We start from the raw sequence: 11,114 nt of genomic DNA, 5'->3' as shown, positions 1-11,114 counted from the left end.
CTTGGATAGCTTTTTTGCATAGATATACCTCTTTCTTAACTATGCTTATTTTACCTCATATTTTCGAGATCCTTAACAGGTTCTAACGTAAAAGACTCTCGGAAAAATGAAAAACCGCAGTAAATTGACAAAAGACCATTGGAAATTAGCATACTTACCAGAATAAGTATAAACCCTAATAGACAATTTTTTGGCGAACTAAGTTTAAAAAGATCCCTTACCTTCTGTTTATTATAAATGGTTAGCAAAATTGCAACTGAAGCCGGAACAAATGTTGTTAATAATGTTATGTCTTTGAAAGGTAAGCACCAAGCTATAATGCACAATTAATAGTGGTTAAATTCATGCACACGCCTATCAATTCCTCTTCTCCATTATTGATCTTTATTCATAAATTGTCAATAAAATACTTCTTCAGGGATGAATAGAATATTTTTTCTTTTTGAATTGCTATTGATAGTTTAATTTTTATATGTATTCCCTTTCACAACCGTTTGTCATCCCAGTGTCACGTGCTGGGATGACAGTAGGAGAGCTGCTTGCATGGCAAGAGGAAGACACTGGGGTGACATCAACTAAACTTGTCCAAATATGAGCGATGCATTAGTGCCACCAAAACCAAACGAATTAGAAAGTGCATATTGAATTTTATGCTCCTGAGCTTTAAACGGTACAAAATTTAAATCACATCCTTCTGAAGGCTTGTGTAAATTTAAGGTTGGCGGAATAATTCCATTATTTAACGCAAGAATACTGAATATTGCTTCAACGCTCCCTGCAGCACCAAGTAAATGTCCTATAGAAGATTTAGTTGAAGAAACAGGTATTTTATAAACGTAGTCACCGAATAACTGTTTCATTGCTATTACTTCAATTTTATCTCCAAGTGGCGTTGAAGTTCCATGTGCATTGATATACCCTACTTGATTGGGATTAATTTGCGCGCTCTTTAAAGCAAGCTGCATTGCCTTAAATGCGCCTCTTCCTTCTGGATGTGGTGCTGTAATGTGGTGCGCATCTCCTGTGAGTCCGTACCCAACCAGTTCAGCATGTATTTTTGCCCCCCTTTTTTTTGCATGTTCGTATTCTTCCAACACCAATATACCTGCTCCTTCACCCATAACAAAACCATCGCGTTCTGCATCCCATGGTCTTGAAGCTTCTTTGGGTTTATCATTGAATTTAGTTGATAACGCTTTCATAGATGCAAAACCTGCAATTCCAACTCTACACAGTGCACTTTCTGCTCCACCTGCAATCATAACATCTGCTTCACCAAGTTTTATAGTTCTTGCTGAGTTTATGATTGCATGCGCACCTGTTGCACATGCGGTTACTGCTGAATCGTTTGAACCTGTAAATTCGTATTTAATAGAAATATGGCCAGATATCAAATTTATTAGACTTGCAGGGACAAAAAATGGACTGACACGTCTGGGCCCTTTTTCCTGCATGGTAATAACATTTTCTTGAATTGACGGAAGACCACCTATACCAGAGCCAATAGTCACACCAACACGTTCCCGATTGATATTTTGGCTTTCCAAAATTAATGAATCATCTACTGCCTGAATAGCTGCTGCAATACCGTAATGGATAAAACGATCTGTCCTTTTTGAGTCTTTCTCAGAAATATAATCTAGTGGATTGAAATGGTGCTCAATGTTGTCTGATTGCAACAGCACCTGCCCTGCAATTTTGCAAGCAAGATCAGAAGAGTCAAATCTATCCGTACTGATTGCTTTTATGCCAGACTCACTTTTTATTAGCCTTGACCAAGTGTTGTCAACATCTGCCGCTAGTGGGGTGATTAAACCAACACCAGTGACTACTACTCTTCTGCTCATTTAACACTAACTATTAGCCTTTTTTATTATTAATATAGTCAACTATTTGCTCCATAGTTTCCATTTTTTGTGCGTCTTCATCTGGAATTTCTATTCCAAACTCTTCTTCTGCTGCCATGATGATTTCAACTGCATCTAAGCTGTCTGTACCATGCTCCGAAAGCTTTGAAGAGCTGTTGAATTTCTCTACATCCTTACTAATATGCTCTAGTATAATCTTTTTCACTTTTTCTTCTATGTCTTCCCTAGTGCTCTTTGCTAGTTCGCTATTCACATTTCTTACCAAAAAAATAACCTATTCTTTGATGTTATAAAAAATTTTTATGTTTGCAATATCTTTTATAACTGGTAAACTACAGTAAAGTTTTCTACTGCCCTAGCTGGCTAGCGTTACGTGCTAAACAATTAACAATTCAAAAATGCTAGACGAAACAACAAAAAATTTGCTTATTGTAGAAGTAAATAAACTCTTACCCGAAAATAGCGAGAATAAGCTTATATTAGCTATGCGTTATATACTCCTTGCTCCTGCAAAACATATACGCTCCTTTTTAGTCGTAGCTTCATCGCGAGTGTTTAACGCGGAAGCTAAAAAAGTAATATCAGTTGCTGCAGCAATTGAATTTGTTCATGCTTACTCTCTAATTCACGATGATTTACCGTGCATGGACAACAGTGATACTCGCAGAAGCCAGCTAAGCTGCCATAAAAAATTTGATGAAGCAACAGCAGTGCTTGCCGGAGATGCACTACTTACTCTGGCTTTTGAGGTATTATCTTCGTTAAATGAGAAACGCTGTGAGATCATAAAAGTTCTTTCTCAGGCAATAGGAATTAGGGGAATGGTGGGAGGACAGGCTTTAGATATTAACAGTGAGCATATAGATTTTAGCCCCCAACCCCCTGTCATGCAAGTAGCGGACACTGGGATCCAGAAGGCTTTGCCTACAAGCATTTCGTGCAAAAAGCCATGCGATAGTGGAGCTGAACATGAAATGGATTCCAGTGTCAGCTACTTGCATGACACTCTTTCTACCTTAAAACTACAACATTCGTACGGCTGTATGTATGACGCTGGAATGACGTCGGGCCAAGCTGATAAAATAAAAGAAATTCATTTGATGAAAACCGCAAAACTATTTGCAGCTTCATGTGAAATAGGTGCTATAATAGGGGATGCTACAGACAAGCAACGTAAAGCGTTATATAACTATGGAATAAATCTAGGGCTTATCTTTCAAGCTAAGGATGATATTGAAGACTACGAACAAGATAAAACAAATAACCTAATGTCTGTGCTTGGTAAAGGTGAAGTAGAGGACTATATAGACGGCCTCTTTAAACAAGGCTTGGATAATTTGAGTGCGCTTTCAGGGGACACTAATTATTTATATGATTTATTGAACCAAGTAAAGAAAGATGGTTAGAAAAATTATATTACAAATGCTTATTTCCGTAGTAACGATTCTCACTTTAACTTCTACTTTTGTGTGTACTATTGTCTATATAAACAAAGGTAAACCGGAAAAAAAGGACAAGCTTTATGAGATAAATGCCACGCATGGTGGTTTGATACAGACGATAGCATATTACCTAGTGAAGCCAATACTTGAATCAGCGCTTGACCGCTATATTGAAAAGCATGGGCTGACAGAATATTTAGAAGAAATGACGCAGCAAAAAGAAGAAGATTCAATAAATTTTTATGAAATTACTGAAGGCAGTGGCAGCAAGGCTTTTTGTGGCCTGGAAGTCCTATTGCAAATATATAAAATTTCTAATAATAACTTAGCAACACTCCCTAGCAAAGTTTCTGATGTTACTTTGAAAATAGGTCAAGATAACCTAAAAGAAGTGAGTTTAGGGGTAATAGGTATGAAAGAAGGCGGAGAGCGTGTAGTTACTATTGCCAATGATAACAAAATGAATTTTAATTCTTATTACGTCAAACTGATCGAAATAAAGGATAAATATCCCGACTCAGTAAATAATCTGATGGTTTTTAATGACTTAATTAACAAGACTGGAAAACAAGTAAGGTGCGGTGATGAGATATCGGTTAAATATAGCGTAAAGGAGCATAATGGAGAATATATAGCCAAAGATCAAACAGTGCAATTTAGGGTTGGCGATAAAAAAATACCACTTGCTATAGAGCTTGGAGTTGCGGGAATGAGAGCTGGTAATAAAAGAACTATTCTTTCTCCGCCTGACCTTTTGACTATTACTGACGATATGTTAATAAAAGACATAGATTATGATGAAGAAAATATCTCAATAATTGACTTAAGCTTAGATGTTAAGCAAGAGGTCGCAGCACACCATTCTACTGTTGAAAAACAGCCTAAAGAATATAGCTGAAATTTTAGGTCTACTGGCTGACCTTCTGAACACTTTCTATACTACTTAAAGTAGGCTTTTCGTTTTTCCTAAAGTATAAACTTAGATAAATCAAGCTGCTTCGAAATTGACTCAAGTTTATCTTTTACATACTTGCTGTCTATAATGAATTTTTCGCTATTTTTCTCAGAAGCAATGAAACTTATCTCATCTAAAAGCTTCTCCATAACAGTGTGAAGCCTTCTTGCGCCTATATTTTCCACTTGCCTATTAACTGTAAACGCTATTTCAGCTATGGTTTTTATACCATCATCAGTGAACTCAAGTGTCACATTTTCTGTTTTCATTAAAGCTATGTACTGCTTTAACAAACTAGATTCTGGTTCCTTTAATATTCTTATTAAATCTTCTTGAGTAAGTGCCTTAAGTTCTACCCTGATCGGTAATCTGCCCTGCAATTCCGGTAAGAGGTCAGATGGTTTAGACTGATGAAAAGCACCAGATGCAATAAATAATATATAGTCTGTTTTTACATGGCCATACTTAGTTGTAACAGTTGTTCCTTCAAGTAATGGTAACAGATCGCGTTGCACTCCTTCTCTGTTTACTTCACCTTTTACTTCTGTACGCGCTGCAATTTTGTCTATTTCATCCAAAAACACTATACCGTCATTACTAACAAGATCAATAGCTTCTTTGATTATCTTATCTTCATCCATTAGCCCTTCACTTTCTTCATTAATTAATATTTCACGCGCTTCTTTTACCTTCACCGTAATAGTTTTTGTTTTTTTGCTCCCGTTAAACATCTTGCCCATTATTTCTGTTACATTCATCACACCAACTTGCCCACCTGGCATACCTGGTATATCGAAAGTAGGTAACATACTCTTGCTCTCTCTGACGTTAATAGAAACTTCTCCGTCCTCAAACTCTTTATTCCTCAACCTTTCTCTAAAAATTTTTTTACTCTCTTCGGTTGCATTTTCGCCTACCATAGAGTTTACTATTGTTTTCTCAGCTAAAATTAAAGCCTTTTTAGCTAAGGCTTTACGGGCTTTCTCTTTAACTAAAACTATTGCTGCATCAACTAAATCGCGTATTATCGAATCAACGTCACGTCCAACGTACCCTATTTCAGTAAACTTCGTTGCCTCAATTTTTATGAACGGTGCACCGGCAAGTTTTGCTAAGCGACGAGCTATTTCAGTTTTACCAACCCCTGTATGACCGATCATCAATATATTCTTAGGTATGATTTCATCACGCAATGGAAATGGAACCTGATTGCGACGCCAACGATTTCTGAGCGCAATAGCAACAGCACGCTTTGCATCATCCTGTCCGATTATGAATCTATCCAATTCCTTAACTATCTTCTGTGGTGGCAGGTCATCTAACAAAACTTGAGTGCTGTCATTAACTTGAACATCGCTGTCATTTGAATCAAAACCACTCTTAGTATCTTTATAGAGGTTATCTTTTTCATCGTAGGTGTCACTACTACAAGACCGCCCTTCTGAAAGGGTTATGGGCTGATTGGAAAAATTGGTGCATAAAGTTTTTTGCTTGGAAGACATATCACTCCTCTATCTTTTCAATAACTACATTATGATTTGTATAAACACATATATCGGCAGCTACCTTCATAGCCTTTTTCGCAATTTCCTCTATTGATATTCCTTTAATATCAATTAAAGCTCTTGCTGCAGATAGAGCAAAATTTCCCCCAGAGCCAATAGCGGCGATTCCATCTTCAGGTTCAAGAACATCACCTGTTCCCGTAATTACTAATGAAATAGATTTATCTGCAACGATCATCATAGCCTCTAATTTCCTCAGATATTTATCCATTCTCCAGTCTTTTGCAAGTTCAACACATGCTCTCATTAATTGCCCTGGGTGCTTATCAAGTTTAGATTCTAGTCTTTCAAAGAGAGTAAATGCATCAGCTGTTGCTCCAGCAAACCCAGCAATTACAGAATCACCAGAAAGACGCCTAACTTTTTTTGCTCCGGATTTTATAACAGTGTGGCCCAGTGAAACTTGTCCGTCACCTATTACTACTACACTTTTATCTTTTCTAATTGACAGTATAGTAGTGCCATACATTTTACTGTTGTCGTGTTGAATCATTTTTCTATCACTTTAAACAAGAATCCCATTATACTTTAATCTTTAGTCAAATTTGCTAAATATGTTTAATTATAGCTTATAATATAACACCTTCCTTATAACATTTAAAGTGTAGATGCAAAACATAATTCACCCAGATTTGGAAAAAAGTATAAATAATTGGTTTGAGGCAAAATTTAACGGCCTTACATTGCCATTTTATAGCTCTATAGATCTTAGAAACTCCAGCTACAAAATTGCCCCAGTGGACGCTAATTTATTTCCTGCGGGGTTCAATAACTTAAGTGAAGAATCAAGAACGATGGCAGCAAGATTGATAGAAAGCTACTTTAAAAGACATCAATACAAAAAGGTTCTTATAATACCGGAAAATTATACACGAAATAAAATGTATATAGAAAACGTATTTGCTATAGAGAGAATACTGCAACTGGCTGGTTTTGAAACTAAGATTGGCCTCTTTCATAATGAAACGTACAATTTAATAGAACCGTATGAAGCTATTGTGAAGGAAACCTCTCTATTAAAGACAACTTCAGGATTTGTGCCTGATGTTATTATACTGAACCGTGATATGACGAGCCACATTCCAGACACGCTAAAAGACGTAAAGCAAGATATAGTACCAAGCCCACTATACGGTTGGCATAGCAGGCAGAAATTTAAGTATTTTGAAATCTATCAAGAATTAGCGTCCGAGTTTTGTAGCGAATTTAAAATGGACCCATGGCTAATTTCTGTGCTTACAGAGAGCTGTGATGGAGTTGATTTTGATGATGATTCATCACTAGGAGCAGTAGCAACTAAAGTTGACCAAATATTATCTCTAGTGCAAAAAAAATATGAGGAATATGAAATAAAAACACAACCTTACGTTTTTATCAAAGCAAGCAATGGCACATATGGGATGGGCATTATAACAGCAACAAGTGGAGAGGAAATATTAAACCTCAACAAAAAAAAGCGTCATAAAATGAAAAAGATAAAAGAAGGAATAGCAATCAATAGTGTTATTATACAAGAAGGTGTACCAACCATTGACGTATTTAAAAGCAGTTCTGCAGAACCGCTAATATACCATATAGGAGATACTCCAACATGTTACTTATACCGATGTAATAGCAGGAAAGATGTATATTCCAGCTTAAACTCCATTGACTGCGAATTTTATGACGTTAGCAAAATAGTGGAAGAGAAACCTCTAGCACTTTGGAATATAGTTAGTAAATTAGCAGTGTTAGCATTAGCGGTAGAAATAAGGTCTTTTCACCTCTAACCCTTACATTCCCACAACGTTGCCATTGGGGAGACCACTACCATCATAATCGTGCCTAATATGATTAGCGCCATCAAGTTCAGTGGAAGGATCATCATTGATAGGTTGATTAAACAGTTTATCAAACTGAACTACCAAGAATACTGCACTATATATTATGCTGACTGTTACGCTTAAGTTGAAATTATAGATTATACCATTACCTAAGTTTATTGGTATAGTTGGAGTCTCTATCCTTCTTAATATGAAGTTTAATAAACCTAACGACAAAGTTAATGTGCTGATAATGAGGTCCTTCTTACACTCAGCAGACTTTTCAGGATCCTTATTATCTAGGTATTTTCTCCATGAATAATAGTAACTTATAGGTTCCGAAATAAACAGAAATAGGATCGTTGATGTTAAGCTAACATAACTTATTACATCTGCATTACCTCTAGCCAAAAAATGTATGACTTCCAGCATCATCAACGCTTCTATGGTGCTATTTGTAAGACTAGCCGATTTACCCAAAATTTTTGCTAATTCTTTTTTACCTTTAGGATCTTTATAATCTTTTACCAAATCCCGTAAGATAAATGCAGAATGGACAATGTATAGGGTAGATGTCGGAAATTTCACCCATCGGGCAACATTCTTTACAAAGGAGATATTGGATCTGTTATTGTCAATAAACTCACAGCAAAATTGCAGTGAAATCTTACACAATAGGGCTGTTAAACCTGTTGTGATGCAGATTACCTTCCTGAAATCATGATTATAAATATCATGCACCTTTTGTGCGGGCGTGTTGGATTCCTTTTTTGGCATGAAATAGTTAATAACTCCCTATTATTCTATCACATCAAATCCTAAAAGAAAAGCTCTATAAATCAGGACTTTAAGGGAGATTTATGCACAAATCGGCTAAGCATTTTATAAACAAAGAATCGGTACTGAGAGTTGGCACGCGAAAGTAATATCCATCCTTGATAATTGCTTTATATTCTATATCAAGTTCAACTAGAGTTTCTGAATGCTCAGAAACAAAAGATATAGGTGATAGAACTACAGGTACACCATCAGCTTTTGCGCGTAATAGCTCACTTTCAGTGCTTGGCTCTAGCCATTTTACAGGACCAATCTTACTCTGATAGCATATTGACCAATCTAAGTTATTGATAGCTAACTTTTCTACTATTAACTCTACGCTTCTTTCTACCTGTGAAGCGTAAGGGTCGCCCTTTTTAATGATACTAAGAGGTAAGCTATGGGATGAAAATAGGACTCTTGGTTTACCGATTTTGCTAGCCAATTTATGGTACTTAGCTATCAGATTAGCGTGAGCTTCAATAAAATCTTGGTTATCATAATAACGGTGAATCATTTTTGTATTGCATTTTAGGCCATATCGTTTAGCATTTTTTTGCCAATTCTCGATGGATGACAGAGTTGTGGTAGTTGAATATTGAGGGTATAGTGGCAGCAGAATCACTTCATCAGGATCAAACTGTTTTACACTTTCAATAACTTCGTCAGCAAATGGACGCCAATAGCGCATGCAGATGAATACCTTGTGTACATGGTTTCTATCTTCGTTCAATTTTAGTTCTAAAGCATTAGCTTGCATTTTTGTATTCTCTAGAATTGGCGATTTACCTCCAATTTCCTCGTATATTTTTCGTGCAGTATTTTCTCGTTTCGCAGATATAAACTTTGCTAAAAGAAACCGAAAGGGATTCGGTAGATTGATTATTCTCCTGTCATAAAAAAGGTTGAATAAAAAAGGACGGACCGCATTTAGTGAATCAGGCCCGCCAAGATTAAATAAGATAACTGCCTTTTTCACCTACGCACTACTACAACAAGTTACTTTCGGGGTACCTATAAAATTAGCTACACACTCATCAAATTTAGTTATAGGCACTAAATTTCTCACATTTGCATACAATAAGTAGCCAAATCTCTGCATGTTACTCTGTGTGGATTCAAAACTTCTATCAAAAAACAGATCAACACAAAAACTTGGCACGGTTTCAAGAAGTTCAACAGCAGCTAAAGATAGCATTATACAACTTTGCAGGACCTTCAAAAGAACCTTTAGAGGGAAAAGTAAAACTTTAACGAAAAGAGAGGTGCTACTCGTTTCATTCAGTGGTTGCCCTGAATTGGGCGAATTATACTCGATGTGTTTTCTATTTTGATCAAAAATAGGAAATTTTATAGTATCTTTCTTAAATTCCGCGTCTATTTCTTTTCTACTGTGGTTAGTGATTTTTTCCATTAACTTCTCACGCAGATGAAAAGTTCTGACAATAAAACATGTGGCAATCATTAAGGCAGCACATAAAAGTGCGCATTGCATGAGGCTCATACTGCCTAGCATAGCTGGCAGTGCAAAACAAACAAGCGGTGCTATGATTGTCATTTCAAGAAATGGAATAGTGTTTCTTTTCATTGCAAAGGCAGCACCTTCTTTTAATTTTGTATTATGATGTGAACTATATTCCAAATAACTTAAAAATGCCAGACTAAAAGTCAAGAACCCTTTTGTTCCACACAAAAGCGATGACTTAAAGTTACTTACTAATTTTTTAGTAGTAGATTCAGCTTGTTTAGTAGTGTTATTTTTACAACATTTACCCATACAATACCTCCTTGATGATTTGTCCTTAGTTATAGATAAAAAATCACTTCTATGAAATTAAAATTTGTAATAAAATAAATCTATAAATGTACTATTCTATATAAGGAAATAATATGGCAATTGAGAAGACACTTTCAATCTTAAAACCTGATGCAGTAAAAAATAATATTACAGGCAATATAAATTCCTACATCGAACAATCTGGGCTGAAAATCACAGCACAAAAAATGATGTTACTAACAAAAAAACAAGCAGAGCTGTTTTATGAAATTCATAAAGATAGGCCTTTTTTTGGGGAATTAGTAGAGTTTATGACCTCTGGTTCTGTGGTAGTTCAAGTTTTAGTTGGTGAAAATGCAGTAAGTAAATACAGAAAAATCATGGGAGCTACCGATCCAAAGCAGGCAGATAAAGGCACAATCAGGGGTGATTTTGCTGATAATATTAGTGAAAATAGAGTTCACGGCTCAGATAGTCTAGAAAATGCTCGTAAGGAGATAGCTTTCTTTTTTGCTGAATGTGAGTTGGTGTAGTCAACTCAGATTGGCGTCATCCAAGTAGCTGACAACATAGAAACGAAAAAACTTCCTTGACAAACCTCGCCAGCCCCCTTATCATGAAACTGAAGCTATTGTATTTGCTTTCGCCAATCTGCAGATTAAAAGGTAGGGATTACTTAATGTATCGGCGTCTTGTGTTCAATTTTTTGCATTATATAGATGCTGTATGTCTTTACAAAACTTCATCTACATCTAGATTTTTATCTAAATAAGCTGAACGCGCTTATAAAGCGTTACAAGACATCAAAAAATGCCAATGCTCGACAGAGATAGTAAAAGACTAGCTAACTCGGGGATTCTTTGTCTTTTTTTCTGCTTAGTAAATTTCT

Annotated in this window: 12 protein-coding genes and 1 pseudogene; 5 read left to right on the top strand and 8 right to left on the bottom strand. The window is 36.0% G+C overall.

Annotated features, from left to right (window positions below; genetic code table 11):
- Window positions 1–65 precede the first annotated feature (65 nt).
- Window positions 66–326 (bottom strand): annotated as a pseudogene (locus OZD63_RS06310) (CPBP family intramembrane glutamic endopeptidase); the annotation flags it as partial.
- 146 nt (window positions 327–472) lie between these two features.
- On the opposite strand from OZD63_RS06310, the gene OZD63_RS04680 reads away from it, so the two are divergent.
- Window positions 473–595 (top strand): hypothetical protein, encoded by a 123-nt coding sequence (locus OZD63_RS04680; protein WP_274979550.1) that lies wholly within the window; start codon window positions 473–475, stop codon window positions 593–595.
- Here OZD63_RS04680 and fabF read toward each other — a convergent pair.
- Complete coding sequence (gene fabF, locus OZD63_RS04675; RefSeq protein WP_274979551.1) at window positions 576–1,847, bottom strand: beta-ketoacyl-ACP synthase II; 1,272 nt, start codon at window positions 1,845–1,847, stop codon at window positions 576–578. The genes OZD63_RS04680 and fabF overlap by 20 nt on opposite strands.
- 13 nt (window positions 1,848–1,860) lie before the next feature.
- Window positions 1,861–2,121 (bottom strand): acyl carrier protein, encoded by a 261-nt coding sequence (acpP, locus tag OZD63_RS04670; RefSeq protein ID WP_038248799.1) that lies wholly within the window; start codon window positions 2,119–2,121, stop codon window positions 1,861–1,863.
- A gap of 145 nt (window positions 2,122–2,266) precedes the next feature.
- Between acpP and OZD63_RS04665 the strand changes: the two genes are divergently transcribed.
- Window positions 2,267–3,274, top strand: coding sequence for a polyprenyl synthetase family protein (locus OZD63_RS04665; RefSeq protein WP_274979552.1), 1,008 nt, complete (start codon window positions 2,267–2,269; stop codon window positions 3,272–3,274).
- Window positions 3,267–4,208 (top strand): FKBP-type peptidyl-prolyl cis-trans isomerase, encoded by a 942-nt coding sequence (locus tag OZD63_RS04660; RefSeq protein WP_274979553.1) that lies wholly within the window; start codon window positions 3,267–3,269, stop codon window positions 4,206–4,208. The genes OZD63_RS04665 and OZD63_RS04660 overlap by 8 nt, the downstream gene beginning before the upstream one ends.
- A gap of 68 nt (window positions 4,209–4,276) precedes the next feature.
- On the opposite strand, the gene hslU is transcribed toward OZD63_RS04660, so the two are convergent.
- On the bottom strand, window positions 4,277–5,767 hold the full coding sequence (hslU, locus tag OZD63_RS04655; RefSeq protein ID WP_264705442.1) for an ATP-dependent protease ATPase subunit HslU: 1,491 nt from the start codon (window positions 5,765–5,767) through the stop codon (window positions 4,277–4,279).
- Between the two features lies 1 nt (window position 5,768).
- A complete protein-coding gene (hslV, locus tag OZD63_RS04650) occupies window positions 5,769–6,323 on the bottom strand; it encodes an ATP-dependent protease subunit HslV (protein WP_182321246.1) in 555 nt (184 codons plus the stop codon).
- 115 nt (window positions 6,324–6,438) lie between these two features.
- On the opposite strand from hslV, the gene gshA reads away from it, so the two are divergent.
- The gene (gene gshA, locus OZD63_RS04645) at window positions 6,439–7,599 is read left to right on the top strand and encodes a glutamate--cysteine ligase (protein WP_274979554.1); all 1,161 of its coding nucleotides are present in this window, start codon (window positions 6,439–6,441) and stop codon (window positions 7,597–7,599) included.
- A 3-nt stretch (window positions 7,600–7,602) separates the two neighbouring features.
- On the opposite strand, the gene OZD63_RS04640 is transcribed toward gshA, so the two are convergent.
- The 3 genes from OZD63_RS04640 to OZD63_RS04630 all read right to left on the bottom strand — a co-directional run bounded on the left by OZD63_RS04640 (window position 7,603) and on the right by OZD63_RS04630 (window position 10,225).
- Complete coding sequence (locus OZD63_RS04640; RefSeq protein WP_275008257.1) at window positions 7,603–8,409, bottom strand: hypothetical protein; 807 nt, start codon at window positions 8,407–8,409, stop codon at window positions 7,603–7,605.
- A gap of 70 nt (window positions 8,410–8,479) precedes the next feature.
- The gene (hemH, locus tag OZD63_RS04635; protein WP_275008256.1) at window positions 8,480–9,427 is read right to left on the bottom strand and encodes a ferrochelatase; all 948 of its coding nucleotides are present in this window, start codon (window positions 9,425–9,427) and stop codon (window positions 8,480–8,482) included.
- Window positions 9,428–10,225 carry a hypothetical protein gene (locus OZD63_RS04630; protein WP_275008254.1) on the bottom strand — a complete coding sequence of 266 codons (798 nt, stop codon included), beginning with the start codon at window positions 10,223–10,225 and terminating at the stop codon, window positions 9,428–9,430. It abuts the gene before it with no gap.
- 113 nt (window positions 10,226–10,338) lie between these two features.
- Between OZD63_RS04630 and ndk the strand changes: the two genes are divergently transcribed.
- A complete protein-coding gene (gene ndk / locus OZD63_RS04625) occupies window positions 10,339–10,758 on the top strand; it encodes a nucleoside-diphosphate kinase (protein ID WP_274979558.1) in 420 nt (139 codons plus the stop codon).
- The last annotated feature ends 356 nt before the right edge of the window (window positions 10,759–11,114 follow it).

Source organism: Wolbachia endosymbiont of Drosophila leontia, assembly GCF_028981785.1.
Classification (GTDB): domain Bacteria; phylum Pseudomonadota; class Alphaproteobacteria; order Rickettsiales; family Anaplasmataceae; genus Wolbachia; species Wolbachia pipientis.
This window is presented reverse-complemented; position numbering and strand designations above follow the sequence as displayed.

Coding starts and splice junctions, on each gene's coding strand:
- OZD63_RS04680 (WP_274979550.1), top strand. CDS start 473: ATGTATTCCCTTTCACAACCGTTTGTCATCCCAGTGTCACGTGCTGGG.
- fabF (WP_274979551.1), bottom strand. CDS start 1,847: ATGAGCAGAAGAGTAGTAGTCACTGGTGTTGGTTTAATCACCCCACTA.
- OZD63_RS04665 (WP_274979552.1), top strand. CDS start 2,267: ATGCTAGACGAAACAACAAAAAATTTGCTTATTGTAGAAGTAAATAAA.
- OZD63_RS04660 (WP_274979553.1), top strand. CDS start 3,267: ATGGTTAGAAAAATTATATTACAAATGCTTATTTCCGTAGTAACGATT.
- hslU (WP_264705442.1), bottom strand. CDS start 5,767: ATGTCTTCCAAGCAAAAAACTTTATGCACCAATTTTTCCAATCAGCCC.
- hslV (WP_182321246.1), bottom strand. CDS start 6,323: ATGATTCAACACGACAACAGTAAAATGTATGGCACTACTATACTGTCA.
- gshA (WP_274979554.1), top strand. CDS start 6,439: ATGCAAAACATAATTCACCCAGATTTGGAAAAAAGTATAAATAATTGG.
- OZD63_RS04640 (WP_275008257.1), bottom strand. CDS start 8,409: ATGCCAAAAAAGGAATCCAACACGCCCGCACAAAAGGTGCATGATATT.
- OZD63_RS04630 (WP_275008254.1), bottom strand. CDS start 10,225: ATGGGTAAATGTTGTAAAAATAACACTACTAAACAAGCTGAATCTACT.
- ndk (WP_274979558.1), top strand. CDS start 10,339: ATGGCAATTGAGAAGACACTTTCAATCTTAAAACCTGATGCAGTAAAA.